This window comes from Ancylobacter moscoviensis (genome assembly GCF_007559435.1).
Classification (GTDB): domain Bacteria; phylum Pseudomonadota; class Alphaproteobacteria; order Rhizobiales; family Xanthobacteraceae; genus Ancylobacter; species Ancylobacter moscoviensis.
On sequence record NZ_VMBP01000001.1, the window covers coordinates 1164111 to 1188156 of the forward strand.

Sequence of the window (24046 nt, forward strand, 5' to 3'; positions counted from 1 at the left end):
TACCGCTCCGAAGACTGACAGCCTTCCGCGCGCGGGGGTCATATCGCTAGCGACTCTCAACCCGGACGACCTTTTCCTCGGGCGTGTTCATTGCCCAGGGCCTCAAGCGTCTCGGCGGAAAGGCCAGTCTGAGTTCAGCGGTATAATTGGTGAAGTTGGGGTTGTGGAAGGGGTCGTTGACGAGAAGTTCGCCCCACCGCCGACGCATGTAGCGGGCCTCGCCGTTGAAGCGCTCGACCTTGTCGGGGGCGCTGTCGGGGCCGCGCGATACCGATTCGTAATGATGGAGCTCGGCGAAGGGGGTCCAGACGACGCGGTAGCCGGCCTCCCGTACGCGCAGGCAGAAGTCCACGTCGTTGAAGGCCACCTTCAGGTTGACCTCGTCGAGGCCGCCGAGCGCTTCGTAGATCTCGCGCCGGACGGCAAGGCAGGCGCCGGTCACGGCGCTGACGTCGCGGGTCAGGGCGAGTTGGCCGAAATAGCCAACCTCCTGCCGTGTCTCGAAATGACCGACATGGCCGGCAATGCCGTCGCCGCCGTCGAAGGTGCCCATGCCGAGCCGGACGCCGGCATGCTGGACACGGTTGTCGGCATAGAGCAGCTTCGCTCCGGCTATGCCGATATCCGGCCGCATGACGAGGCCGACGAGCTCGCCGAGCCAGTGCGGTCCGATGACGTCGATATCGTTGTTGAGCAGCAGCAGCACGTCGCCCCTGGCCTCGCGGGCCGCGGCATTGTTGAGGGCGGAGTAGTTGAACTCGCCCTCCACGCGCAGCACCCGGATGCGCGCATCCTTCTTGAGTTCCTCGAAGAGCGCGAAGCTCTCCGGCTCGACGCTGCCATTGTCGATGATCAGGATCTCGACATGGGGATAGTCGGTGCGGTCGAGGATTCCATCGACGCACTGGCGCACGAGACCGGCGCGGTCCCGTGTGGGGATGAGGATGCTCACCAGCGGCGCTGGCGTAGGGATCGCCCACGTCACCCGGTGCCAGACCGGCACGGCCGGATTGACCGCGACGACGGCGCGGGTACCGGTCTCGTCGAGCCGTTCCTGGATCGCCGCGCGGGCGGCCACGATGCAGCGTTCGAGCTGTTCCTGCGAGAAGGAGCTGCCGTTCGGACTCTGGCGCCAGTGATACAGGATGGCGGGTATGTGGCGGATCTGCTCCGGCGCGCAGCGATGGACGATGCGCAGGGCCAGGTCGTAGTCCTGGCTACCCTCCAGGCCAAGCCGGAAGCCGCCGACCGCGATCACGCTGTCCCGCCGGTAGACGCCGAGGTGGTTGATGACGTTCTGGCCGAGGAGCTGCTCGTAGCTGTAGTCGGGCTTGAAGTAGGGGTCGTAGCGTTCGCCCTTCTCGTCGATCTTGTCCTCGTCGGAGTAGACGATTTCGGCATCGGGATGGGCGTTCAGCTCGACGGCGACCTCGTAGAGGGCGTGCTCGGCCAGAAGGTCGTCATGATCCAGAAGGGCGACGAACGCACCGCTCGCCAGTTCCAGGGCGCTGTTGCTGGCGGCGGAGATATGGCCGTTGCTCTTGCGCTGGACCCATTTGACGCGCGGATCGCCGGCCGCGAGTTCGGCCAGCAGGGCGGCGACATGCGGCTCGGGCGAGGCGTCGTCGGCGATGCACAGTTCCCAGTTCGGATAGAGCTGCGCCTTCACCGATTCGACCATCTCACGCAGGACGGTGGCCGGGGTGTTGTAGGTCGGCACGATCACCGAGATGAGAGGCTGATAGGGCAGCTGCGCGAGATGCGCCCGGATCGCCTCCCGATCCGCCGCCGACAGCGTGTCGTGCCGCTTCACCCATTTGCCATAGGAACGAGACGAGGGAGCGATGCTCCGCCTCTGCTCCTCCGCGAGAGCGGCCGTCCGGGAGCTGAAGGCCGACGGGAACATCCGCCGGACATAGCCTCGTGGCCTTCCGTTCGTGTGGAACAGGACCCGCAAGGTCATTCGACGTATCAGTCGGCCCCCCCGGCTCAACATGGCTTTCCCGCGACGATGGAGGGCGGCCATTCTTCGAGACTGACGTCCCCGAATGTGCCCGTCCGCTTACGCAACTCGCTCTATTTCCGTAACGCGTCCACCCCAGCGTTTCTGCTGGGTTTCCGGACGTTTCCCGCCCGTCCCGACGCGTTCGGCGCTCACTTAATAATCGAGCAAAATGCCATCATTTTGTTGATACGATGTCGGCATGGGGTGGCTCAAGCGCCGATGGTGAAGGCAGAACGAAGGGGAGTGAGCCGGGGCCGAAAGCTGCCATGGCGTATTATCGAACCGTTCAAGTTCGAGAGCGATGCCCATTGAACGGCCAGGCTCCTGATGGCATGTCCGACCATCGTATTGAACTTCGGAACGGCTTTTCTCAACGCTGATGGATAGGGAATATCTTTGTTTCAGGTGGCGAATAGAACGATTTATCGTTCGCCGGAGGCATCAATAGTGGATTTGGCGTGGAGCGGTGGGGCATCTGCTCATAATTTACGATGAAACTCCTGCAAATTCCGGAGAGATCTGCATGGGTCGATCCGGTATGGGGGGCGCGGGCGCACGCATGAGATTTGTGGATATTTTCCGCCCGAGAGTGCCAGCGTCGGAATCAAGCCCGATCCATGATCTCCTGTCATGGTTTCGTCACGCCTTTTGATGCTTTCGGGGTGATTCTCCCTGCTATGCTGCCCTCCCAGCAACAACCCGCTTCGCGCTCATGTCCGGTACTTCCGCCTCCTTGCCCCAGCCGCCGTCCCTGCTCGATCACATCCGGCCGCAGGCCCTCTCTTTGCCGGAAAGCGGCATCGTCGAGGTGATGAATTATGGCCGCCAGCGTGAAGGGATGATTCCGCTTTGGGCGGGCGAGGGCGACCTGCCCACCCCTTCCTTCATCAGCGAGGCGGCCACCCGGTCGCTCGCCGCGGGCGAGACGTTCTATACGTGGCAGCGGGGCATTCCCGAGCTGCGCGCCGCCATTGCCCGCTACATGAGCCGGCTCTACGGCCAGGCGGAGGATCCTGAACGGTTCTTCGTCACCGGCTCGGGCATGCAGGCGATCCAGATCGCGCTGGCGCTCACGCTTTCGGCCGGCGAGGAGATCCTGATCCCTTCGCCGTCCTGGCCGAACGCGGCGGCGGCAGCGGAGGTGATCGGTGCACGACCCGTCTATGTGCCGTTCTCCTTCGACGAGGTGCGGGGCTTCTGGCTCGATCTCGACCGGCTGGAGAGCGCGGTCACGCCGCGTACGCGGGTGATCTTCATCAATACGCCCGCCAACCCCACCGGCTTCGTCGCCTCGCATGAAGCCCTGCGCGGCGTGCTCGACATTGCCCGCCGGCATGGCCTCTGGATCGTCGCCGACGAAATCTATGGTCGCTTCTACTATGAGGCCGGCGAAGCGGGGCGCGCACCGTCCTTCCACGATGTGATGGAGCCGGAGGACCGCATTCTCTTCGTCCAGACCTTCTCCAAGAACTGGGCGATGACCGGCTGGCGCCTCGGCTGGATCGAGGCGGATCCTTCGCTTGGAGCGGTGCTGGAGAATCTGATCCAGTACTCCACCTCGGGCGTCGCCGCCTTCATCCAGAGGGCCGGCGTTGCCGCGCTGGAGCGCGGCGAGAGCTTCGTCGCCCATCAGATCGAGCGCGCGCGGCGCGGACGCGACATCGTGGCCGCCGGTCTCGCGACCTCCAACCGGGTGCACTTCGCGCCGCCGCCGGGCGCCTTCTACATGTTCTTCGGCGTCGAGGGCGAAAGCGATACCCGCGCCCTCGCCCTCAAGCTGGTGGACGAGGCGGCCATCGGCCTGGCGCCCGGCACCGCCTTCGGTCCGGGTGGCGAGAGCTACATCCGGCTCTGCTTCGCGCGCGGCGAGGGACAGATCGGCGAGGCGACGGATCGGCTGGTGCGCTGGCTGCAGAGGTGACGAAGGGGAATGTGCCCGGAGGTAACTTGCGGGCGCACGGTCCACGGCGCACACTGGAAAAATGCAAGATTTCAGTGCCCCTTCCGAGTCGCTTCCGCCGCCGACTGTGTCGGAGGCGCGTCTGCTGTCGGTGCTCGATACCGCGGCGGACGGCATCATCGTCATCGACGAGCACGCGCGCATCCTGATCTTCAACAAGGCCTGCGAGAAGATGTTCGGCATCCAGGCCGCCGAGGCGGTCGGGCAGAACGTCAAGATCGTCATGCCGACGGAATATGCCGACCAGCACGACCAGTATGTCGGCAGCTATATTCGTACCGGCGTGAAGAAGATCATCGGCATCGGCCGCGAAGTGCGTGGCCGGCACGCCGACGGTACCATCTTTCCGCTCGAACTTTCTGTCGGCGAGGCGGCCACGCCGGACGGGCGCCAGTTCATCGGCATCCTGCGCGATCTGCGGCCGCGCAAGGAAAGCGAGCAGCGGCTTGCCGATCTCCAGAGCGAACTCGTGCACCTGGCGCGCGTCTCGGCCATCGACGAGATGGGCGCGGCCATCGCTCACGAACTGAACCAGCCGCTGACCGCCCTGATGCTCTACCTCCAGGCCATACGCCGCGCCCACAGCCGGGGCGTCGACATCGTCAAGGTGGTCGGCGAAATCCTGGACAAGGCGGCGGGCGAGGCGGAGCGGGCTGGCCACATCATCCAGCGCATGCGCCAGTTCGTCGAAAAGCGCGAGCCGGAACGGCACGTGCGTGAACTGGACCCGCTGATCGACGAAGCGATCGACCTGACGCTGCTGGGCCAGCGCCACCGCATCCGCATCGAGCGCAAGCAGGCGTCGGACCTGCCGCCGGTGTCGGTGGATCCGGTGCAGATCCAGCAGATCGTCGTCAATCTGGTGCGCAACGCCATCGAGGCGGCGGCCGGCGCCACCGACCCCGCCATCCATATCCGCACACGGATGGCGGAGGACAGCGTCGTGCTGGAGGTGCAGGACAACGGTCCGGGCATCATGCCGGAGGCATTACCGAAGCTGTTCGAAGCTTTTGCTAGTTCAAAACGTCGCGGCATGGGTCTCGGCCTTGCGATTTCACGGACGATCGCCCAGAACCACGGAGGGGATCTCGTGGTCGATCCGGGCGGCAATGGCAGGGGCGCGTGTTTCTCGCTGATCCTGCCGGCATCGTCCGAGCCGATCGAGGTTGGGTGAAGGAGCGTGGCATGGCGCAGTTGGGAGAGATCTTCATCGTCGACGACGATGCGGCGGTGCGTGACGCGCTTTCACTGGTCCTGAGTCTCGAGGGCTATCATGTCCGCGGGTTCTCCGACGGGGCGGCGTTCCTTTCCGTGGCCCGCAGCCACGTGCCGTCCTGCGTCGTGCTCGACGTGCACATGCCCGGCCGCTCCGGCCTCGACATCCTGAAAGAGCTGGAAGCCGATCGCTATCCCGCGCCGATCTTCATCATTTCGGGGCAGGGCGACATCCCGATGGCGGTGGATGCGATCCGCCATGGGGCGCTCGACTTCATCGAGAAGCCGTTCGATGCCGACACGGTGGTGGAGCGGGTGCGCGAAGCCATCGAGGCGCACGGCCGCCGCGGCATGGCGGAGCCGAACGACCTGCTGACCGCGCATTTCCCGGGCCATGAGCTGCTCACCCCGCGCGAGCGCGAGGTGCTGGTGCAGATCGCCTCCGGCGCCTCCAACAAGGAGGCCGGCCGCAAGCTGGGGATCAGCCCGCGCACCATCGAGGTTCACCGCGCCCGGATCATGGAAAAGCTCGGTGCCAAGAACGCCGCCGATCTGGTGCGGATCGTGCTCAAGGACATGCGCGCCTGAAGGCAAAGGCGCTCTTGCGCCTGCCCCTCCGGCGCACCTCTCCTACGCATCCCTACGAATTGCTGACCCGACCGCTCTTTCCCACTGTCTTCGACAAATGCGGGAGAGAGTCTTTGCGGGTTCATGTCGTTGAGGATGATGCCGGGGTGAGCGATTCCCTCGCCCTCATCCTCAGTAATATCGGTCATAAGGTGATCTCCTATCCCGACGCCGAAAGCCTGTTCAAGGTGGCGCCGCCGGATGCCCGTGACGCGGTGATCGTCGATCTCAGCCTGCCCGGCATCCCCGGCGCGCAGCTCGTGCGCTGGCTGCTGAATCTTGCCGCGCCGCCGCGCGTGGTGGTGATCACCGGGCAATCGCAGAGCTTCATCGATCATCAGCTGCGCGGCCTCAGCCCGGCCCGGCTGGTGCGCAAGCCGCTCGACGTCGAGGCGCTGACCCAGGCATTGCCGGTCGAATAGCCGGGGATCGCTCTTCGACCGAAGGCCGATGGAAGCGGCTATCGGGAGCGTCGTGAGTGGGATCGTTGCCGGTTCCCGGCAGGCGCGATCGGGCGCCGCTTCCGGAAAGTCACTTACGCAGCCCACCGAACTGTGCCGCCTTCCGTCCCGCTCTAACGTCATGTCGCAATCAGGTGGAGCGAACAGATGCGACAGATCATCGAAGAACGCACCGGCAGTCCGACACGCCAGCCGGCCTTCGTGGAGCCGCACTGCTCGAATCTGCGGGTGGCCGCCCACGTCACCGTGCTGCATGAGGGCGATCCGGCCCGGCGCATCATGGAGGTTGTCGAGGGTGCGGTGATGCTGACCAAGCTCCTGCCCGACGGGCGCCGCCAAGTTGTCGAGCTTCTCGGTCCGGGCGATGTGTTCGGCCTCGCCCATGACGATGCCTATGCCTGTTCTGCCGAGACGCTGACGCCCGCCACGATCACGACCCATGAGCGGAGCGCGCTGGAACGCGATCCTATGCTGGCCAGCCGCCTGCTGCGCCACTTCGAGGCCCAGCTCTGCGTGATGCACTCCCACGCCCTGGTGCTTGGCCGCATGTCGGCGCTGGAACGGGTCGCCTTCTTCCTGCTCCGCCTCATGCCGGAAGGCATGGTGGGTGGTGGCACGCTGCATCTTTCCATGACGCGGCAGGAGATCGCCGATTTCCTCGGCCTGACGCTGGAGACGGTGAGCCGCGCCTTTTCCGAGCTCAAGCGGCGCGGCCTCGTCGCCCTGCAGCGCGCCGACGAGGTGCGGATTCAGGATCGCGGTAGCATGCGCCGTCTCGCCGGCGCCCTCTGAGCCTTTTCGCCGACGCGACATCGTCGGTCTTTGACGCCCCAAGCCCCTTCCAGGGCTTTGCCTCGGCGCTCCGCCTCTTGCGGGGCGCCTTTTTTATTGCCGCCGCCAGAGCGGGGATCAAACCGCCGCCGAATGACGCGCGGCGCTGGCTTGCAGCCGATGGTCGAGCGCGGCGGCAGCGAGACGGACGAAGGGGCGGCCGACCGAGGTCATGGCGATGTGGCGCCCCTCGATGGTCAGCAGCCCGTCCGCGGCCAGATCGGCCAGGCGCGGCGCCGCTTCCGCGAGGGTCGGCGCGTCGAGGTCGACCTCGAGATCGCACATCAGCCGCTCGATGAGTGCACCGCGCGTAAGGTCGTCCGCCGTGAAGGCGACGCCGCGCACGGCAGCGAATCGACCGGCATCGATGGCGCGCATATAGGAAGCGACGTCCGGCGCGTTCTGGGTGAAGCCCTGCGGAAAGCGGCTGATGGCCGAGGCGCCAAGTCCGATCAGCACGTCGGCGCGATCGGCGGTGTAGCCTTGGAAGTTGCGCTTGAGCTGGTGCTCGGCGGCGGCACGGGCCAGCGGATCTTCGGGGCGCGCGAAATGGTCGAGGCCGATGGCGACGTAGCCATCGGCCAGCAGCACGGCACGCGCCGCTTCCGACTGCTCCAGCCGCTCGGCCGGACCGGGCAGGGCCTTCTCGTCGATCCGCTTCTGATTCGGCCGCATCCACGGCACATGGGCGTAGCCGAACAGGGCGAGCCGTTCCGGCGCCAGCAGCGTCGCCAGCCGCGCCGTGCGGCGTACGTCGCGCTCGCTCTGGTAGGGCAGGCCGTACATGAGGTCGAGATTGATCGAGGCGATGCCGGCCTCGCGCAGCAGGCGCACCGCCCGTTCCACCGTGCCGAAGGGCTGCACCCGCCCGATGGCGCTCTGCACATGGGCGCTGAAATCCTGCACGCCGAGGCTCACGCGGTCGACGCCCATGGCGGCGAGGGCGTCGGCGACCCCGGCGTCGGTCTCGCGCGGATCGAGCTCGAAGGCATATTCGGCGAGGTGGTCGAGGTTGAACGCCTCGGCGATGAAGGCACCGATGCGCTTCAGCGCCTCGGGTCCGAGAAGGCTCGGTGTCCCGCCGCCCCAGGCGATATGGGTGACGGCGCGCCGGCCGACGCGGGCGGCGACCGCCGCGATCTCGCGTTCCAGCCGCGCCGCGTAGGCGGCTACGGGCTCGGCCCGGCGTGTCGCCTTGGTGGTGCAGCCGCAATAGAAGCAGAGCGCCGGGCAGAACGGGACATGCAGATAGAGCGAGAGCGTCGCGTCCTCGGGCAGGTCGGCAAGCCATGCGGCGTGCTGGTCCGATCCGATGTCCGCCGTGAAATGCGGCGCGGTCGGATAGGAGGTGTAGCGCGGGACGGCCCGCTCTGCGTGGATGAGGGTTGCACTATGCATGCAGATTGTTTGACCGAAGGCGGCATTCGTCGCATTGATCCGGCGCAAACTCGGGACATCGCCGCGTCGTTCGCGCGCCGGTGATGCACCGTTTCAAGCGCTGAACGTCGCCGGTCCCGCCTGATGCCGCTACCTCCCTTCCTGACGAAGCTCGATTTCTCGCCGCGGCGCCTCGCCTGGTACGGCGCGACGCTGGTGCTCGCCTTTGCCGGCGGCGGGGTTTTCGCCTGGCTGGGCATGCCCGCCGGCTGGCTGTCGGGTGCCCTGGTGGCGACGGCCGTCGCGGCGCTGCTCGGCGCGCCAGTGGGCGTGGAGAAGACCACGCGCCTGTGCATCTACATCATTCTCGGCACCTCGATGGGTTCCTCCATCACGCCGGACACGCTGAAGGGCATCACCACCTGGCCGGTGACCATGTCGGTGCTGGTCGCCTCCGTGCCGGTGATGATGGTGGCGGTCATCGCCTATCTCGAGAAGGTGGCTGGCTGGGACCGGCGCAGCGCCTTCTTCGCGGCCGCGCCGGGGGCGCTCTCCACCGTGCTGATCATGGCGGAAAGCTCCGGCGCCGATACGCGGCGGGTGGTATTCGGCCAGTCGCTGCGGCTCTTCGTGCTGGTGGCGCTGCTGCCGGCGGCGATGGGCGGGCTCGGCCACCAGCCGGCGGGCACGCTGCCGATCAACCCGGTGGTGCCGGATCTGACGAGCTTCTTCCTCTCGCTCGGCGTCGGCATCGTGAGCGGCCTGCTCGCCGAACGCATGCGCTTTCCCGGAGGGGCGATGGTCGGTTCGATGCTGGCGAGCGGCGTCGTGCATGGGGCCGGCTTGATCGAGGGACGGCTGCCCGATCTCTTCCTCATCGTCGGCTTCGTGGTGCTGGGCGCCAATACCGGCAGCCGCTTCGCCGGAACGCGGCTGGAGACGCTGCGCCGTTTCTTCGTCGATTCGCTGGTGGCGCTGCTGATCGCGACAGGAGTCGCGCTTGCCTTCGCGGTGCTCGGCTCCTGGCTCGCCGACGAGCCGTTGCCGAAGGTGCTGTTGGCTTATGTGCCTGGCGCGCTGGAGGCGATGACCATCATGGCCTTCGTGCTGGGTATCGATCCGGCCTTCGTGGCCGCGCACCATCTGACGCGCTTCCTTGGCCTCGCCCTGCTGATTCCGGTGCTGGCGCGCGTCTTCTTCGGCCGGGCGGAAATTCCGTCCGAGAATGTCGAGCTAGACAAGACCGAGCCGAAGGACTGAGCCGGCCGGGCCGGCGGCGGATTATTCCGCCGCTTCGGCGCGCTCCGCGAAGGGCAGCCCGAGCCGGGTCCAGACATCCGTCAGAGCGCGCGCCAGATGGGCGACGAGCGCGTCGTCGTGGAACGGGCCGGGGGTGATGCGCAGCCGCTCCGTGCCGCGCGGCACGGTGGGGTAGTTGATCGGCTGGATGTAGATGCCGTGCTCGGACAGCAGCAGGTCGCTCGCCGCCTTGCAGGCCTTCGCGTCGCCCACCATCACCGGCACGATGTGGGTGTCGGTGACGATCTGCGGCAGGCCGGCGAGATCGAGCGCCCGCTTGACCTCGGCGACCTGCGCCTGCTGGCGGGCGCGCTCGGCGCCGGAATTCTTGAGATGGCGCACCGAGGCGGCGGCGGCGGCGGCGATTGCCGGCGGCAGGGCCGTGGTGAAGATGAAGCCCGGCGCGTAGGAGCGCACCGCATCCATGACCGCCCGCTTGCCGGTGATGTAGCCGCCGACCACGCCGAACGCCTTGCCGAGGGTGCCCTCGATCACGTCGACCCGGGCCATGACCCCGTCACGCTCGGCGACGCCGGCGCCGCGCGGGCCGTACATGCCGACCGCGTGCACTTCGTCGAGATAGGTCATCGCGCCGTATTCGTCGGCGAGGTCGCAGATCGCGCCGATCGGCGAGACGTCGCCGTCCATCGAGTAGATGCTCTCGAAGACGATCAGCTTCGGCCGGTCGCCGGCCGCACGCAGCAGTTCCTCGAGATGGGCGAGGTCGTTGTGGCGGAAGACCTGCTTGTCGCGTCCGGCCTGGCGCACGCCCTCGATCATCGAGTTGTGGTTCAGCGCATCGGACAGGATCAGGCAGTCGGGGATGAGCTTGGCCAGTGTCGAGATGCCGGTCTGGTTCGATACGTAGCCGGACGTGAAGACGAGCGCCGCTTCCTTGCCGTGCAGGTCGGCGAGCTCATCCTCCAGCTCGACGATGGCGTGGCTGTTGCCCGAAATGTTGCGCGTGCCGCCGGCGCCCGCGCCGGCCTGCCGGGCAGTGGCGCACATGGCTTCCACCACGGTCTCGTGGCATCCCATGCCGAGATAGTCGTTGGAGCACCAGATGACGATGTCGCGCTCGCCCTGCGGCGAGTGCCAGACGGCGTGTGGGAAGCGCGCGGTATCGCGTTCGATCTCGGCGAAGGTGCGGTAGCGACGCTCCTGCTTGAGAGTGTCGACGGCATCCTGGAAGAAACGTGCGTAGTCCATGGCGCATCCCAACTCGGCCGCCGCCCGCGACGGGGCGGGGCGCTTGGTGGGCAACATGAACTTTGGAGCGGTTCCGATCAACCCGGCAAAGCCCGGACGCGGCGATCGGGCGCGCCTATTGAAAAGGGCGCTGCGTCACGTCTGCGCGAGCGTGCGCACCTCGGCGAGCGTCATCGGCACCGTCGCGCGGCCGTCGAAATAGACGAAGCGCAGCCGTCTCCGGCGCGACACCATATGGGCGGGGAGCGGGTCGTGCCGGAAGCCGCCGCCGCCCAGATGCGGCATGACCGCGCCGACGTCGGTCACCTCGTCCGCCTCCACCCGCAGGAGGCTGACGCGAACGCCCTCGACAGTCACGGCATCGAAGGGCACATGGGCGAGGCGCAGGAAGCTCGTGGGATCGCTGGCCGAGGAGAAGCCTTCGACGAAGGCCTTCTCGACGAGGTCGAGATCCGGCTCGACATGCGCATGGTCGCTCTCCTCCGGCGGCTCGGGCAGATGCGGGGTCTGCCACTGCGCGGTCGGGCGCGGGGCGTGGAGGTGATTGTGCCCCCCGTGGGGATGGCCGTGCGAATGCGCATGCAGGTGCCCGCCGGCGCCGTGGTCGTGGTGATCGTGGCCGCGATGCATGGTTCTCTCCCCTTGCTCGCCCTTCCCAAGAGGCGGACTCAGAAGCTCACCGGCTTGTCGATGATGTGCTTGTGGCTGCCGAGCTTGCCATGCGCCACCATCGAGCCGAGCGCCTCGACCACGACCCGCAGGCCGAACAGGGCTGTGATGTCCGAGGTGTCGTAGGGCGGCGAGACCTCCACCACCTCCAGCCCGCACAGGCCCTCGGCGGCGACGAGGCCGAGGATCTTCAGCGCCTCGCGCGGCAGGAAGCCGCCGGGCTCCGGCCAGCCGGTGCCGGGGACGAAGCCGCAGTCGATGCTGTCGACGTCGAAGGAGATGTAGACCGCGTCGGCATCCTTCCAGGCGAGTTCGAGGGCGATCTCGGCCGTCTTCTCCAGCCCGATCTTCTCGATGTCGTCGATGGTCAGCACGTTGGTGCCGCGCTTGCGCGCCTCCTGCACGCCGTAGCGCGGAACCTGCCAGCCGCCGATGCCGAGCTGTACGAGGTTCTTCGGCGAGACGTTCGGCAGGTTCGTCGCCCAGTACCAGGGCGTGGTGTGCATGCGCTCGTCGAGATCCTTTTCCTGGATGTCGATGTGGCGGTCGAAATGGATGATGCCGATGCGCTTGGAGGTGCACTCGGCGATGCCGCGCACGCAGGGAAAGCCGATGGAATGGTCGCCGCCGAGCATGATCGGCAGCGCGCCGGAGGAGAAGACGTGGCTGACGCCCTTCGAGATCTGGTCGAAGCTCTTCTCGAGGTTGGCGGGAATGGTGAACACGTCGCCCGCGTCGCACAGCGTCATCTGCTCGCGCAGGTCGACGCCGAGCTCGTAATTATAGGGCGTGTAGAGCGCCGAGATGCGGCGGATGCCCTGCGGCCCGAAGCGGGTGCCGGGGCGGTAGGTGGTACCGCTGTCGAAGGGGATGCCGAGCACGGCGGCATCGTACTTGCCGACATCGCGCACATTCTCGACATAGGGCGCCTTGAGGAAGGTGTTGATGCCGGCGAAATGGGGCAGCTCGCCGCGCGCGAAGGTCGGGATCGACTTGTCGGTGATCGAGTCGGCGCCGGGCAGGCCCATGTCGAGCGCCCATTGCTGCTCCTTGCGCCAGCCGGCCTCGGAGAGGCCCTCCTCGGCCTCCAGCGCCTTCCAGCCCTGCATCCCCTTGATCTCGAAATTGGGGTGGTGGCGGCGCAGGCGCGCGGGGACGGGCCGCAGGCCCGCCATGTGAGTGGAACGCTGGGGAGAGTGGCGCATCATGGAATCTCCATTCCGCCGAAGGACCTGAACGCGGCCTTCGCGGGGAGACCCGGGCGGATGGCCGGAGGGTCTGCGCCGCGAATGCCGTCGCGCGAACCTCCCGGGCTTTTGTCCCGCCGTGGACCCGGCGCCTGTCGGCAGCGCCGGGCTGCCCCTCTCGGACCAGCCGCGCCGGTGACACGTGGTCATCGGCGCCGGAACCCTAGGGACATTTGTACTAAGCGTAGAGCCACCTGCCGCCGGCCGGAAGCCCGGATAAGCGGCAGATGCCTAGTCCCGGCGCCGAAAACTTCGGCGCCGCCGGATTGATCACATGGCGCCGGCCAGCAGGCCGAGACCGGCGACAGCGACGACGACGCCCAGCCCCTGCACGAGGCGCGGCGCCCGGGCCTCGCCCGCCTTGCCGAGGGCGAGGCCGGCACCGATGCCGACCATGTGCAGCAGCGCGGTGGCGAGCATGAAGCCGACGGCATAGGCGGCGCCTGAGGCGCTCTCCGGCATCTCCGCGCCATGGGCGTGGCCGTGGAACAGCGCGAAGAAGCCGACCAGCGCCATCGCCGCGCCGAGCGGCCAGTTGCGGTAGCCGAGCGCGACGACGAGGCCGAGCACGATGATCGAGCCGACGATGCCGAACTCGACGAACGGAACGTCGATGCCGGCCATGCCGAGCCCGCCGCCAACCGCCATCAATCCGACGAAGCTCGCGGGAACCGCCCAGAGCGCGCGGCCGCCGAGCGAGGCGGCGAAGATGCCGACGGCCACCATGGCCAGGACGTGATCGAGGCCGCCGACCGGATGCATGAAGCCCTGGGCGAAGCCGTAGCTGTCGCCATGGCCGGGATGAGCGAAGGCAAGGCTCGGGCTGAGCGCGAGGAGGGCGGCGATGGCGCCGCGGGTGGCGTGACGGCGGACGCTGGACGGGACGAAGTTGGACATGACGATCCCTCGTGGAAAAGGCAGGCCGCCTTCGGGTACCCCCCGGTGCGTACGTCTGCGTAGGATGATTTGGCACGGCGAGCATAGGCCAAGGGGAGCGACCCGGTGAATCCGCTTCGCGCCCCGGTCATAGCCCATGCAGCGGCCATGCCAAGGCGGCTACTTGGTGCCGAAGATGCGGTCGCCGGCGTCGCCGATGCCGGGAACGATATAGCCGTGGTCGTTGAGATGACTGTCGACCGCGGCGGCGAAGATCGGCACGTCGGGATGGGCTTCGTACATCGCCTGCACGCCTTCCGGCGCGGCGAGGAGACAGACGAACTTGATGGACTGGCAGCCCGCGGCCTTGATTTCCGACACGGCGGCGACCGCCGAATTGCCGGTGGCCAGCATCGGGTCGAGCACGATCGCGGTCCGGCTGGAAATGTCGCGCGGCAGCTTGAGATAGTACTCCACCGCCGCCAGCGAGACCGGATCGCGGTAGAGGCCGACATGGCCGACACGCGCCGCCGGCAGGATTTCCAGCATGCCCTCCAATATGCCGCCGCCGGCGCGCAGCACCGAGACGAGGCAGAGCTTCTTTCCGGCCACGACCGGCGCCTGCATCGTCGCCAGCGGCGTCTCGATCTCGATCAGCTCGGTCGGCATGTCGCGCGTCACCTCATAGGCGAGCAGCATGCTGATCTCGCGCAGCAGCAGCCGAAACTCGTTGGCCGGTGTGCGCGAGCGGCGCATCAGGGTGAGCTTGTGCTGGATCATCGGGTGATCGACGACGGTCACGTTCGGCGGCAGGGGCGCCCCGGTGAGGACGTTCGACGCAGGGGTGGGAGCGTTCATGACGGGGCAACTCGCTCGGACTGGGTGACGCATTTATGGCAGATGCCATCGTCTTCCTCGACGGGAGGATAGCGTGAAACGCGATACAAGAAACGGACCAGTTCGTCTGATTTTTTGATGGCCCGCCGCCGGCCCCTCTTGCGGAGCGTGGGAATTCGCGCTCACATTGATTGCTTCCAGTAAGCCGGCGAGGGGGCCGGCCGGAGAAGCGAGCCAGTCATGTCCGTCAATGCCAATGCAGGCGGTCGTTCCCGCAATCACATCGTCCTCACCTCGCACGGTGCGCCGACCGGCGTCGCCGGCACCGCCCCGACGCTGAACTGGGGCGCGCCGGACCCGGCGCTGCGCGGCCCGGTGGTGGCGACCCTCACCGATCCCACGCACCGCAACGCCATCGGCGCCCATGCCGGCGGCTATTCGGTCTATCGCGCGCTGGCCATCGCCGCGGGCGCGCTGCCGGCCGACTTCAAGGCCGATCTCACCAATACCGCGCCGTCCGACGCGATCGGCCCCCATCCGCAATGGGCCGACCCGGCGAAGATCGTCTCCCTCGATCCCTATGGACACATGACGGGCGAAGCCTTCGGGGAGGCGCTCGCTGCCGGGCTCGACGTGCGCCCGACCATCGCCGTCACGCGCGCCCATATCGACATGCCGGAGATCCGCGAGGTGATCAAAGCCGGGCGCCTGAAGATCGACGGCGACATCATCGGACCCAAGGGGGACGTGCGCGTCACCAAGGCGGCGATCGAGCCGGTCTGGTACCTGCCGGGCATCGCCGAACGGTTCGGCGTCCCGGAAGGCGCGCTGCGCCGCGCCCTGTTCGAGCATACGGGCGGCATGTTCCCGGAACTGGTGACGCGCGGCGACCTCAAGGTCTTCCTGCCGCCCATCGGCGGCATGACGCTCTACATGTTCGGCGATCCCGCCAAGATCGGCGACGGCGTCACCCCGCTCGCCTGCCGGGTGCATGACGAGTGCAACGGCTCCGACGTGTTCTCCTCCGACATCTGCACCTGCCGGCCCTATCTCGCCCACGGCATCGAGATCTGCGTGGAGATGGCGCAGAAGGGCGGCATCGGCCTGGTGATCTACAACCGCAAGGAAGGCCGCGCGCTCGGCGAGGTGACGAAGTTCCTCGTCTACAACGCCCGCAAGCGGCAGGAGGGCGGCGACCGGCCGGACGCCTATTTCAAGCGGACGGAATGCGTCGCCGGCGTGCAGGACATGCGCTTCCAGGAGCTGATGCCGGACGTGTTCCACTGGCTCGGCATCTCGAAGATCGACCGCTTCGCCTCGATGAGCGACATGAAGTTCAACGCGCTGGCGCGAGCGGGCATCGAGGTGGTAGAGCGCGTGCCGATTCCCGACGAGCTGATCCCCCCGGATGCCCGCGTCGAGATGGAGGCGAAGGTCTCCGCCGGCTATTACGGCGCCGGCTTCCAGAGCCAGTACGACGCTACGCAGGGACGGGCGCTGGAGGAGTAGCGGCCGGCGCCGCCCGTATTCACCACGTCATGGCCGGGCTTGGCCCGGCCATCCACGTCTTTCCTGAACAAGGCGTGGATCCCCGGGCCAAAGCCCGGGGATGACGGATGGTCTCTTCCAAAAGGAAGAGCCGGTTGCAAAGAGGATGCTCCTCGCATGACCCCGCCCGAACTCGCCGCCCTGCGCTCGCCCGCCGCCGTCCGTGCCCGCAGTCATCAGGTGCTGGATTACGTGCGGGCCGGGCACTCGCCGCACTTCACCGTGGACGAGTCGGCGCTGGACGGCATCGCCGACTATGTCGCCGAGGTCACGCGGCTGGCCTATCCGACGCTCGACATCCCCTATCACAGCCGCTGGCGGCATTTCGATGCCGGCGGCGTCGACCGTTGGGCGGCACTGGAGACGACGCTCGAAGGGGTGGACAGGGCCGAGCGCTCCCGCATCATGATCGACCTTGCCGTGGTCAGCGTGCTGCTCGATGCCGGGGCCGGCGATGCCTGGCGCTATCACGAGGCGCAGACCGGCCTGACGCTGGGCCGCTCGGAAGGCCTTGCCGTGGCGAGCCTGCGCATGTTCGAAGCCGGGGGCTTCTCCTCCGATCCGGCGCGCCCGCTGCGCGCCGGCGCGCCGGCGCTGATCGCGCTCGACGCCGGGACGCTCGGCCGCCATTTCCAGGTCTCGGACGACAATCCGCTGGTCGGACTGGCGGGGCGGGCGGCGCTCCTCAACCGGCTGGGCCATGCGCTTGCCGCCCGGCCGGACCTGTTCGGCGACGCGGCGCTGCGGCCGGGCGGGCTCTATGACGCGCTGGTCCCTCAGGCGAAGGTCGGCCGCCTGCCGGCGGCGCTGATCCTCGGCGCGCTGCTCGATGGGCTCTCCGCGATCTGGCCTTCCGGGCTGCAGGTGGAGGGCGTGGCGCTGGGCGATGTCGGGCGGCATCCGGCGGTGCGGGTCGACGATCTCTCCGACCAGCTCGTGCCGTTCCACAAGCTGTCGCAATGGCTTACCTATTCGCTGCTGGAGCCGTTCGAGGCGGCCGGGCTCGTCGTGACCGAGCTCGACGCGCTGACGGCGCTGCCGGAATACCGCAATGGCGGCCTGCTGATCGATCTCGGCGCCATCGTGCCGCGCCAGCCCATCGACCCCGCGCAGAAGCAGCCGGTCGCCTCCGAGCTGGTGGTCGAATGGCGCGCGCTTACCGTGGCGCTGATGGATCTGCTCGCCGACCGGGTGCGCGAGCGGCTGGGGCTCGATGCCTCGCAATTCCCGCTCGCCAAGATGCTGCAGGGCGGCACCTGGACGGCGGGCCGGCGCATCGCCGCCGAGCGTCGCCCGCCGGCCGGTCCGCCGCCGCTCGCCATCGACGCGGATGGGACGGTGTTCTGACGGCTGGACGATAAAAATGGCCGGGCCTCGCGACGAGCCCGGCCATGGGGAAGGCGGCTCAGGTCCGGCTCAGTCGAGCTGCGCGCCGGAGGCCTTCACGATCGGCGCCCATTTGGCGAGTTCCTTTTTCACATGCTCGGCCAGCTCTTCCGGCGTCGAGCCGACGGGCGTGGCGCTGAAGTCGGCGAGGCGCGACTGCACCTTCGGGTCGGTCAGTGCCTTGTTGGCGGCGGCGTTCAGCTTGGCGACCACTTCCGGCGGCGTGCCGGCGGGGGCGAAGACGGCGTTCCACGTATAGGTCTCGTAGCCGGGGATGGCCTCGGCGATGGCCGGAACGTCGGGGAAGGAAGCTGCGCGCTTGGCGGTGGTCACGCCCAGGGCCCGGAGCTTGCCGCTCTTGATATGGCCCGAGGAGGAGGGGAGGTTGTCGAACATGATCGGCACCTGCCCGGACATCACGTCGATGAGGGCCGGGCCCGCGCCCTGATAGGGAATGTGCTGCATGTCGACGCCGGCCATGCTCTTGAACAGCTCGCCGGACAGGTGCAGCGGCGTGCCGTTGCCGGAGGAGGCATAGGCGTATTTGCCCGGGTCCTTCTTGAGGAGGGCGATCAGCTCCTCGGTCGTCTTGGCGGGGAAGTCGGGGTGCACCACCAGCACGTTGGGCACGATGGCGAGCAGCGAGACCGGCGCGAAGCTGGTGACCGGATCGTAGGGCATCTTCTTGTAGAGAGCCGGGTTCAGCGCGTGGGTGGCGACCGTGCCCATGAGGATGGTGTAGCCGTCCGGCGTGGCCTTGGCGACCTGCGCGGCGCCGAGATTGCCGCCCGCGCCGCCCTTGTTCTCGACGACGACCGGCTGGCCGAGCTCGGTGGTCATGCGCTCGGCGATCAGCCGTCCGACCAGGTCGGTCGAGCCGCCGGCGGCGAAGGGGATGACGAGGGTGACCGGCCGGGTCGGGAAATCCTGCGCCGCGGCGGGAGCGAGGGCGAGGACGGATGTGACGGCGGCGGCGAACAGAGTGCGGAACATCAGGCAACCTCCCTTGTGATGCGCGTCCGGGGCGATGCGCTTGCTTTTCATGGCGTGCCGTCCGGCACGCGGGGCCTCTGCGGGCCCCTGACGCCTGACCGCAAAGTGAGGCATCGCGCGGCCGGGCTCAATCCTCCATTGGTCGCCGGGTGAGGGATCCGTGGCGCGGTCGCTCAAATTGTATGTAATTTCGCAATGGATTGTATCCGATCGATGCAGGTTGCCTATTTGATGGGCGGTGCGCCGCGCGGCTGACGGAGGCGGATGGCGTGGCGAGCGGCGCACGGCGGTCGCCACGGCACTTTTTCCGGAATGGACCAACTGGCATATCGCTTGCGTTCTTCCCCTACCGTTGCGGAGCAGCAGGGGAGCCGTGCCGACGACATGACAAAGGGCGCCGATATCGAGCTCATCCATGTCACCAAGCGCTACGGCGCGGCGCTGGCAGTCGACGCCGTCTCGCTGAAGATACCGGCCGGAACCTATTGCTGCCTGCTGGGGCCGTCCGGCTGCGGCAAGACCACCACGCTGCGCATGATCGCCGGTCATGAGAGCATCTCCGAGGGCGACATCCGCCTCGGGCCGACCGTCGTCTCGGACCTGCCGCCGGCCCGGCGCGGCACGGCGATGATGTTCCAGAGCTACGCGCTGTTTCCTCATCTCGACGTCGTCGACAACGTCGCTTTCTCGCTGAAGATGAAGGGCGTGGACAAGCCGACGCGCCGCGCGAAGGCGCTCGATATGCTGAAGCTGGTCCACATGGATCATCTCGCCGAGCGCCGGCCGGCGCAGCTCTCCGGCGGCCAGCAGCAGCGCGTGGCGCTGGCCCGCGCGCTGATCACCGATCCGCAGGCCCTGCTGCTCGACGAGCCGCTCTCCGCCCTCGACCCCTTCCTCAAGATCAAGGTGCGGCAGGAGCTGAAGCGCCTGCAGCTCCAGCTCGGTATCTCCTTCATCCACGTCACCCACAGCCAGGAGGAGGCGATGGCGCTCTCCGACCTCGTGGTGGTGATGAATGGCGGGCGGATCGAGCAGGCGGCGACGCCGCGCGAGGTCTTCAACCGGCCCGCCACCGCCTTCGTCGCCCGCTTCATGGGCGACCACAACGTCCTGTCCGGCCGGGTGACGGCAGTCGGCGCGGAGGAAGTGACCTTCGAGGTGCCCGGCGGCGCGTCGTTCAAGGCTCCCGGCGCGCCGGGGCTGGAGCCGGGGGCGCCGGTGGAGATCGCGGTGCGCACCGACCGGGTGCGGCTGGCGGAGGGCGCGGCGCCGGGCTGCGGGCTCACCGGCCTCGTGCAGAACATCGAGTATCACGGCCAGAAGGTTCAGGTCGCCCTTGCCGCGCCGGGAGTGGACGAGTTCTCGGTGCAGGTGCCGGAAACCGCCTTCTTCGAGGCGCCGCTCGCGGTGGGCGATGCGGTCCCGCTCGCCTGGACGCCGCAGGACGTCCACATCCTCGACGCCTCGCCTTCGGCCTGATCCCACTGTCCGCAAACAACAGCCGACCAACGCTCGGGAGACAGACATGAGCCAGAAGACCACGGACCGCACCGGCACCCGCGCTGCCAAGGGCGCCGATGGGATGACCCGCCGCAACGTGCTGAAGGGCGTCGCCGCGCTCGGCGGTCTCGCCGCCGGCTCGGGCGCCGTCACCGGCTTTCCCACCATCTGGGCGCAGAACCCGATCACGCTGCGCCAGTTCGGCACCGGCGTGTCGAACCTCAACGCCATCGCCGAGAAGTGTAAGGCGGACCTCGGCATCACGCTGCAGATGACGGCGCTCGATTCCGATGCGGTCTCCCAGCGCGTGGTGACGCAGGCGAACAGCTTCGACATCGCCGACATCGAATACTGGATCTGCAAGAAGGTGTTCGCCGCGGGCACGCTGCAGCCGATGGACGTGAAGAAGATCAAGTACTACGACGACATCGTGCCGATCTTCACCACCGGCAAGCTCACCCCGGAATCGAAGATCGCCCAGGGTACCGCGCCGAACACGGTCGGCTTCGTGGAAGGGCCGGACTCCAAGAAGTTCGCCCCCACGCCCACCCAGTGGATGACGCTGATCCCGACCATCTACAACGCCGACACGCTGGGCATCCGCCCCGATCTCGTCGGCCGCCCGATCAAGAACTGGAAGGACATTCTCGATCCCGCCTTCAAGGGCAAGACCTCGATCCTGAACATTCCGTCCATCGGCATCATGGACGCAGCGATGATCTGCGAGAGCGCCGGCATCATCAAATACGGCGACAAGGGCAACATGACCAAGGCGGAGATCGACACCACCATCGATTTCCTCATCAAGACCAAGAAGGACGGCCAGTTCCGCGCCTTCTGGAAGACCTTCGACGAGAGCGTGAACCTGATGGCCTCGGGCGAGGTGGTGATCCAGTCCATGTGGTCGCCCGCCGTGGCGGCGGTGCGCTCCAAGGGCATCCCCTGCGTCTACCAGCCGCTGGAGGAAGGCTACCGCGCCTGGGGCGGCGGCCTCGGCCTCGCCAAGCACCTCAAGGGTGCCCAGCTCGACGCGGCCTATGAGTACATCAACTGGTATCTCTCCGGCTGGGTCGGCGCTTACCTCAACCGCCAGGGCTACTACTCCGCCGTGCTCTCCACCGCCGAGAAGAACATGACGCCGGACGAGTGGGCGTTCTGGATGCTCGGCCAGCCGGCCAAGGCCGACATCCTCTCGCCGGAGGGCAAGGTGATGTACACGGCCGGTGCGGTGCGCGACGGCGGGTCCTTCCAGGACCGCATGGGCGCGGTCGCCTGCTGGAACTCGGTGATGGACGAGGACCGCTACATGGTCCGCCGCTGGAACGAGTTCATCGCCGCGTGAGGCAAGAACGCCGTCATGGCCGGGCTTGGCCCGGCCATCCTCGCCTTGGTTGAGAGGGCGGACGGCAGAAAGACCTGGATCCCCGGGCCAAGCCCGGGGATGACGACGCTAGCAGGAATTCAGTCGCTACATATTCCCGGTGACGGCACGGCCCATGACCCTCTCGCGCATAGCACCCTACCTGCAGGCGACGCCGCTCACCGCCATCCTCGCGGCGTTCCTCGTGCTGCCGATCGCCACCATCGTGATGGTGAGCTTCTGGGACTATGATTCCATCCAGATCTTCCCGGCCTTCGTCTTCACCAATTACGAGGAGACGATCAGCTCGCCGGTGACCTGGAACACCTATCTCAACACGCTCAAATACACCGTCATCGTCTGGGCGGTGACGCTCGTCATCGGCTTCTGGGTCGCCTACTACCTCGCCTTCCACATTCGCTCGGCGACGGCGCAGATGGTGCTGTTCCTCGTCTGCACCATCCCGTTCCTGACCTCGAACATCATCCGCATGATCTCGTGGATCCCGTTCCTCGGGCGCAACGGGCTGCTGAACCAGACGCTGATGACCATGGGCGTCATCGACCAGCCGCTGGAGTTCCTGCTGTTCTCGGATTTCGCGGTGGTGCTGGCCATGGTGCATCTCTACACGCTGTTCATGGTCACCCCGATCTTCAACACGCTGATGCGCATCGACCGGGCGCTGATCGAGGCCGCGCGCGACGCCGGGGCGAATGCCTGGCAGATCCTCACCAACGTCATCATCCCGCTGGCCAAGCCCGGCATCGCCATCGGCTCGATCTTCGTCGTCACGCTGGTGATGGGGGACTTCATCACCGTGCGCTTCATGTCCGGCGGCCAGTCGGCCTCGGTCGGGCTGATGATGGCGAACCAGATCGCGCTGCTGCAGTACCCGGCGGCGGCGGCGAACGCGGTGATCCTGCTGATCCTCGTGCTGCTGCTGGTCGGCGGCATCCTGCGCATCGTCAACATCCGCAGAGAACTCTAAGTATTCTGGAGCTGTGAGCGATGAACTCCGAAAAACGCGGCCCCGGCTTCTACGTGCTCACCGCCTTCTTCGTGCTGTTCGTGCTGTTCCTTTACGGACCGCTGACGACGATCTTCATCCTGTCCTTCCAGGGTCCGAATGGCGGGCTCACCTTCCCGATGAACGGGACGTCGCTGCGCTGGTTCCAGAACCTGCTGTTCGAGCAGCAGGCGGTCGGCGATTTCGGCGGCGCCTTCTCGCGCTCGCTGGTGCTCGGGCTCATGACCATGCTGACCACCGTGGTGGTCTCGCTGCTGGCCGGCCTCGCCTTCCGCCGCCGCTTCGTCGGCTCGGGTCCGCTCTTCTACCTCACCATCGCCAGCCTGATCGTGCCCTCGATCCTGATCTCGCTCGGCATCGGCCTCGCCTTCAACGTGTTCGGGCTGGAGCCGGCCTGGTACTCCTCGGCCTTCGGCGCGCATCTCACCTGGACTCTGCCTTTCGGCCTCCTGATCATGTTCGCCGTCTTCAACCGCTTCAACCCGGCCTATGAGGAGGCGGCGCGCGATCTCGGCGCGAGTCCGTGGCAGACCTTCGCCCATGTGGTGCTGCCGATCATCCTGCCGAGCCTGATCGGCGTCGGCCTGTTCGGCTTCACGCTGTCCTATGACGAGTTCGCCCGCACGCTGATGACCTCGGGCAGCTTCAACACGCTGCCGCTGGAGATCTACGGGATGACGACCAACGTCACGACACCGGTGCTCTATGCGCTCGGCACGGTGACGACGGTGTTCTCCATGGCGGTCATCCTGGTCGCGCTCGCCACCATCGCCGTGCTGCGCAAGAGACGCGCCCGCCGCATCGCCGGATAACGGCGCGCGCCGCCTGTTCCGTTGCGGAAAGTCCCGATACGCCAAGCTGTTGGGTGCCGGAAAGGCGGCGGTATCGGTAGGGAACCGGATGGCCCATGGCCGGTTGATGTCCAAAATATGTCGTGTGCCGGCAGGCCCGGCGAGAGGCGGCGTGGGACGTCACGGGAGAACGCCATGAACATCAGCACCACGGATCGCACGATCTGCGACCTTCTCAAGGAAGTCGCGCGCGACGACCGCAAGCACGCGCTGACCATCAAGCTGCGCAGCGGCGACACGATCACCGCCTATGGCCCGATCGAGGTCGCCGACCGCTTCATGCTCTGCCGGCTGCACGACAACAATTACGAGGGCAACCAGATCATCGCGATCGACACGATCGAGATGATCCGCTGAGCGGGAGGCGGGCGCGTCGCGTGAGAGCGGCGCCCGCGCTGCAGGCCCGGAGCCGTTTCAGCCCTTCACGTCCGTGTCCGGACGGTCGGTGCCGCGCGCAGTTTCTTCGTGCCACTTCCCGGCCTTGTCCTCGAATTCGATCGGCGTCGTGTCGCCGGGCGCCTTCTGCTCGCGCGCGGCGCGCTCGGCAGCCTGCCGCGCGGCATCGTGCGACGGGAAGGTTTCCGAGAACACGTCGCCGACCTTGTACGCCCAGCCGCCGTCGTGCTCGACGATCCGGTAGGTGACATGAGCCATTTCGATTCCTCCCGCTCGCGGTATGTCCGACCAGCGATATGGGCCCGGCCATCGGCGGTCGCCAGTGCAGGACCGGAAGGAAGCCGTGCGATTGCGATGCACCGGGCGTGTCGG

General features: G+C 67.3%; 22 protein-coding genes and 1 riboswitch. Of the genes, 13 read left to right on the forward strand and 9 right to left on the reverse strand.

Features of this window, described 5'->3' with window-relative positions:
- Window positions 1–46: 46 nt before the first annotated feature.
- Window positions 47–1813 carry a glycosyltransferase family 2 protein gene (locus FO470_RS05405; protein ID WP_186291841.1) on the reverse strand — a complete coding sequence of 589 codons (1767 nt, stop codon included), beginning with the start codon at window positions 1811–1813 and terminating at the stop codon, window positions 47–49.
- Between the two features lie 904 nt (window positions 1814–2717).
- On the opposite strand from FO470_RS05405, the gene FO470_RS05410 reads away from it, so the two are divergent.
- From FO470_RS05410 to FO470_RS05430, 5 genes are all read left to right on the forward strand, one after another.
- Window positions 2718–3926, forward strand: a complete 1209-nt coding sequence (locus FO470_RS05410) for a pyridoxal phosphate-dependent aminotransferase (protein ID WP_144341847.1) — start codon at window positions 2718–2720, stop codon at window positions 3924–3926.
- A 61-nt stretch (window positions 3927–3987) separates the two neighbouring features.
- The gene (locus FO470_RS05415) at window positions 3988–5139 is read left to right on the forward strand and encodes a two-component system sensor histidine kinase NtrB (protein WP_144341848.1); all 1152 of its coding nucleotides are present in this window, start codon (window positions 3988–3990) and stop codon (window positions 5137–5139) included.
- 11 nt (window positions 5140–5150) lie between these two features.
- The gene (locus FO470_RS05420; protein WP_144341849.1) at window positions 5151–5768 is read left to right on the forward strand and encodes a response regulator transcription factor; all 618 of its coding nucleotides are present in this window, start codon (window positions 5151–5153) and stop codon (window positions 5766–5768) included.
- Window positions 5769–5881: 113 nt separating this feature from the next.
- Complete coding sequence (locus FO470_RS05425; RefSeq protein ID WP_144341850.1) at window positions 5882–6229, forward strand: response regulator; 348 nt, start codon at window positions 5882–5884, stop codon at window positions 6227–6229.
- Between the two features lie 186 nt (window positions 6230–6415).
- Window positions 6416–7060 (forward strand): Crp/Fnr family transcriptional regulator, encoded by a 645-nt coding sequence (locus tag FO470_RS05430; protein WP_144341851.1) that lies wholly within the window; start codon window positions 6416–6418, stop codon window positions 7058–7060.
- Window positions 7061–7177: 117 nt separating this feature from the next.
- On the opposite strand, the gene hemN is transcribed toward FO470_RS05430, so the two are convergent.
- The gene (hemN, locus tag FO470_RS05435; protein ID WP_144341852.1) at window positions 7178–8497 is read right to left on the reverse strand and encodes an oxygen-independent coproporphyrinogen III oxidase; all 1320 of its coding nucleotides are present in this window, start codon (window positions 8495–8497) and stop codon (window positions 7178–7180) included.
- Window positions 8498–8620: 123 nt separating this feature from the next.
- On the opposite strand from hemN, the gene FO470_RS05440 reads away from it, so the two are divergent.
- Complete coding sequence (locus FO470_RS05440) at window positions 8621–9736, forward strand: AbrB family transcriptional regulator (RefSeq protein WP_144341853.1); 1116 nt, start codon at window positions 8621–8623, stop codon at window positions 9734–9736.
- A gap of 21 nt (window positions 9737–9757) precedes the next feature.
- Here the strand turns inward: FO470_RS05440 and hemA are convergent, their stop codons facing one another.
- The 5 genes from hemA to upp all read right to left on the reverse strand — a co-directional run bounded on the left by hemA (window position 9758) and on the right by upp (window position 14634).
- Window positions 9758–10984: a 5-aminolevulinate synthase gene (hemA, locus tag FO470_RS05445; protein WP_144341854.1), complete on the reverse strand. Its 1227-nt coding sequence runs from the start codon at window positions 10982–10984 to the stop codon at window positions 9758–9760.
- 135 nt (window positions 10985–11119) lie between these two features.
- A complete protein-coding gene (locus FO470_RS05450) occupies window positions 11120–11614 on the reverse strand; it encodes a hypothetical protein (protein ID WP_144341855.1) in 495 nt (164 codons plus the stop codon).
- Window positions 11615–11652: 38 nt separating this feature from the next.
- Window positions 11653–12858: an agmatinase family protein gene (locus FO470_RS05455; RefSeq protein WP_144342078.1), complete on the reverse strand. Its 1206-nt coding sequence runs from the start codon at window positions 12856–12858 to the stop codon at window positions 11653–11655.
- Window positions 12859–12956: 98 nt separating this feature from the next.
- Window positions 12957–13078: riboswitch (guanidine-I (ykkC/yxkD leader) on the reverse strand.
- 92 nt (window positions 13079–13170) lie between these two features.
- Window positions 13171–13797, reverse strand: a complete 627-nt coding sequence (locus tag FO470_RS05460; RefSeq protein ID WP_144341856.1) for a HupE/UreJ family protein — start codon at window positions 13795–13797, stop codon at window positions 13171–13173.
- Between the two features lie 159 nt (window positions 13798–13956).
- The gene (gene upp, locus FO470_RS05465) at window positions 13957–14634 is read right to left on the reverse strand and encodes a uracil phosphoribosyltransferase (RefSeq protein WP_144341857.1); all 678 of its coding nucleotides are present in this window, start codon (window positions 14632–14634) and stop codon (window positions 13957–13959) included.
- Window positions 14635–14853: 219 nt separating this feature from the next.
- Here upp and FO470_RS05470 point away from each other — a divergent pair, with 219 nt between their 5' ends.
- Together FO470_RS05470 and FO470_RS05475 are read left to right on the forward strand one after the other, a co-directional pair.
- A complete protein-coding gene (locus FO470_RS05470; RefSeq protein ID WP_144341858.1) occupies window positions 14854–16122 on the forward strand; it encodes a GTP cyclohydrolase II in 1269 nt (422 codons plus the stop codon).
- Between the two features lie 156 nt (window positions 16123–16278).
- The gene (locus FO470_RS05475) at window positions 16279–17508 is read left to right on the forward strand and encodes a URC4/urg3 family protein (RefSeq protein WP_144341859.1); all 1230 of its coding nucleotides are present in this window, start codon (window positions 16279–16281) and stop codon (window positions 17506–17508) included.
- A 69-nt stretch (window positions 17509–17577) separates the two neighbouring features.
- Here FO470_RS05475 and FO470_RS05480 read toward each other — a convergent pair whose 3' ends face one another.
- A complete protein-coding gene (locus FO470_RS05480) occupies window positions 17578–18540 on the reverse strand; it encodes a Bug family tripartite tricarboxylate transporter substrate binding protein (RefSeq protein ID WP_144341860.1) in 963 nt (320 codons plus the stop codon).
- Between the two features lie 384 nt (window positions 18541–18924).
- Here FO470_RS05480 and FO470_RS05485 point away from each other — a divergent pair, with 384 nt between their 5' ends.
- The 5 genes from FO470_RS05485 (at window position 18925) to FO470_RS05505 (ending at window position 23635) form a co-directional block, all read left to right on the forward strand.
- Window positions 18925–20019, forward strand: a complete 1095-nt coding sequence (locus FO470_RS05485; RefSeq protein WP_144341861.1) for an ABC transporter ATP-binding protein — start codon at window positions 18925–18927, stop codon at window positions 20017–20019.
- Between the two features lie 46 nt (window positions 20020–20065).
- On the forward strand, window positions 20066–21382 hold the full coding sequence (locus FO470_RS05490) for an ABC transporter substrate-binding protein (protein WP_144341862.1): 1317 nt from the start codon (window positions 20066–20068) through the stop codon (window positions 21380–21382).
- Between the two features lie 154 nt (window positions 21383–21536).
- Window positions 21537–22388: an ABC transporter permease gene (locus FO470_RS05495; protein ID WP_144341863.1), complete on the forward strand. Its 852-nt coding sequence runs from the start codon at window positions 21537–21539 to the stop codon at window positions 22386–22388.
- 20 nt (window positions 22389–22408) lie between these two features.
- Window positions 22409–23239, forward strand: a complete 831-nt coding sequence (locus FO470_RS05500) for an ABC transporter permease (RefSeq protein WP_144341864.1) — start codon at window positions 22409–22411, stop codon at window positions 23237–23239.
- Window positions 23240–23413: 174 nt separating this feature from the next.
- A complete protein-coding gene (locus FO470_RS05505) occupies window positions 23414–23635 on the forward strand; it encodes a hypothetical protein (protein ID WP_144341865.1) in 222 nt (73 codons plus the stop codon).
- Window positions 23636–23692: 57 nt separating this feature from the next.
- Here FO470_RS05505 and FO470_RS05510 read toward each other — a convergent pair whose 3' ends face one another.
- Window positions 23693–23932, reverse strand: a complete 240-nt coding sequence (locus FO470_RS05510) for a DUF2188 domain-containing protein (RefSeq protein ID WP_144341866.1) — start codon at window positions 23930–23932, stop codon at window positions 23693–23695.
- Window positions 23933–24046 lie beyond the last annotated feature (114 nt).

Bases quoted from the DNA above. Each gene is read 5' to 3' on its own strand.
- FO470_RS05480 (WP_144341860.1), bottom strand. From the start codon at position 18,540: ATGTTCCGCACTCTGTTCGCCGCCGCCGTCACATCCGTCCTCGCCCTC.
- FO470_RS05505 (WP_144341865.1), top strand. From the start codon at position 23,414: ATGAACATCAGCACCACGGATCGCACGATCTGCGACCTTCTCAAGGAA.
- upp (WP_144341857.1), bottom strand. From the start codon at position 14,634: ATGAACGCTCCCACCCCTGCGTCGAACGTCCTCACCGGGGCGCCCCTG.
- FO470_RS05440 (WP_144341853.1), top strand. From the start codon at position 8,621: ATGCCGCTACCTCCCTTCCTGACGAAGCTCGATTTCTCGCCGCGGCGC.
- FO470_RS05475 (WP_144341859.1), top strand. From the start codon at position 16,279: ATGACCCCGCCCGAACTCGCCGCCCTGCGCTCGCCCGCCGCCGTCCGT.
- FO470_RS05455 (WP_144342078.1), bottom strand. From the start codon at position 12,858: ATGCGCCACTCTCCCCAGCGTTCCACTCACATGGCGGGCCTGCGGCCC.
- FO470_RS05490 (WP_144341862.1), top strand. From the start codon at position 20,066: ATGAGCCAGAAGACCACGGACCGCACCGGCACCCGCGCTGCCAAGGGC.
- FO470_RS05420 (WP_144341849.1), top strand. From the start codon at position 5,151: ATGGCGCAGTTGGGAGAGATCTTCATCGTCGACGACGATGCGGCGGTG.
- hemN (WP_144341852.1), bottom strand. From the start codon at position 8,497: ATGCATAGTGCAACCCTCATCCACGCAGAGCGGGCCGTCCCGCGCTAC.
- FO470_RS05430 (WP_144341851.1), top strand. From the start codon at position 6,416: ATGCGACAGATCATCGAAGAACGCACCGGCAGTCCGACACGCCAGCCG.
- FO470_RS05510 (WP_144341866.1), bottom strand. From the start codon at position 23,932: ATGGCTCATGTCACCTACCGGATCGTCGAGCACGACGGCGGCTGGGCG.
- FO470_RS05470 (WP_144341858.1), top strand. From the start codon at position 14,854: ATGTCCGTCAATGCCAATGCAGGCGGTCGTTCCCGCAATCACATCGTC.
- FO470_RS05500 (WP_144341864.1), top strand. From the start codon at position 22,409: ATGAACTCCGAAAAACGCGGCCCCGGCTTCTACGTGCTCACCGCCTTC.
- FO470_RS05410 (WP_144341847.1), top strand. From the start codon at position 2,718: ATGTCCGGTACTTCCGCCTCCTTGCCCCAGCCGCCGTCCCTGCTCGAT.
- FO470_RS05415 (WP_144341848.1), top strand. From the start codon at position 3,988: ATGCAAGATTTCAGTGCCCCTTCCGAGTCGCTTCCGCCGCCGACTGTG.
- FO470_RS05460 (WP_144341856.1), bottom strand. From the start codon at position 13,797: ATGTCCAACTTCGTCCCGTCCAGCGTCCGCCGTCACGCCACCCGCGGC.
- FO470_RS05450 (WP_144341855.1), bottom strand. From the start codon at position 11,614: ATGCATCGCGGCCACGATCACCACGACCACGGCGCCGGCGGGCACCTG.
- hemA (WP_144341854.1), bottom strand. From the start codon at position 10,984: ATGGACTACGCACGTTTCTTCCAGGATGCCGTCGACACTCTCAAGCAG.
- FO470_RS05485 (WP_144341861.1), top strand. From the start codon at position 18,925: ATGACAAAGGGCGCCGATATCGAGCTCATCCATGTCACCAAGCGCTAC.
- FO470_RS05495 (WP_144341863.1), top strand. From the start codon at position 21,537: ATGACCCTCTCGCGCATAGCACCCTACCTGCAGGCGACGCCGCTCACC.